Below are 880 nucleotides of genomic sequence, written 5' to 3' on the forward strand. Positions count from 1 at the left end.
GTCACGGCGGCGGTGCGGCCGCGCGGCACCTCCAGAAGCGGCGTATCCAGGTCACCGGCGACGCCATTGAATGCCCAGACGCGGTTGACCCGCACGAGATCCCGCCAGCCCATGCGCTGACCGTTGTAGATAGTTTCGTCCATGGTTCCCATGGCGCCGCCCTGCATGAGCAGGTCCGCCGTAACCGCGGTCTCCAGGTCGAGCACGGGTGCCGCCTCGACTCCCGGAAGGGCGAGCGGTGCGTCAAGCGGTGTCTCGCGCAGCACATCGTCGGCAACCGCGATGTGGGCCACCGGCGCCGGGTCGTCATACGCCTGGTCGGCAATGGCTATGCGTGTGCCCGGCTCGGCGTCCACGTCCACCATCAGGTCGGCGCGCTGTCCCGAGCCGAGCAGCAGGCCGTGGTCGGAAACCGGATGCGGTCGGCAGGGGCGGCCATCCAGCGCGACGACCGTCGGGCGCAGGCTGCCGAACGTCAGGGCCAGGATCCGGGCGTTTGACGGGTTGAGCAGCCGCAGCCGCAGGCGCTCGCCGCGCCGCACGGGGATGTCCGGGCGGACGCGGCCGTTGACCGTCACGACGTTCCCCATGCGCCCGCCGTGGCCCCAGTCATGCAACGCGCCCAGGGTTTCTTCAACGAACCGGCCATCGCGGTCGAGCAGCCAGTCGTCGACAACCAGCAGAAGGTCCTGGTCGACCTGCGGCGGCTCGGCCTCGTCGACGATCAGAACGCCGTAGACGCCGCGTGCCACCTGCTCCCAGGCCCGCTGGTGGCTGTGATACCAGAAGGTGCCGGCGTCCTTGAGGTCGAAGGCGTAGTCGAAGGTCTCCCCCTGGGGCACGGCCTCCTGCGTCAGGCCGGGAACCCCGTCCATGGCGT

The 880-nt window shown here is 70.1% G+C and carries 1 protein-coding gene; it reads right to left on the reverse strand.

Annotated elements, in window-relative coordinates; translation table 11 throughout:
* Window positions 1-880 (reverse strand): multicopper oxidase family protein (locus C882_RS22670; protein WP_043647377.1); only part of this gene is annotated, 880 nt, incomplete at both ends.

This window comes from Caenispirillum salinarum AK4 (assembly GCF_000315795.1).
GTDB classification, from domain to species: domain Bacteria; phylum Pseudomonadota; class Alphaproteobacteria; order Rhodospirillales; family Rhodospirillaceae; genus Caenispirillum; species Caenispirillum salinarum.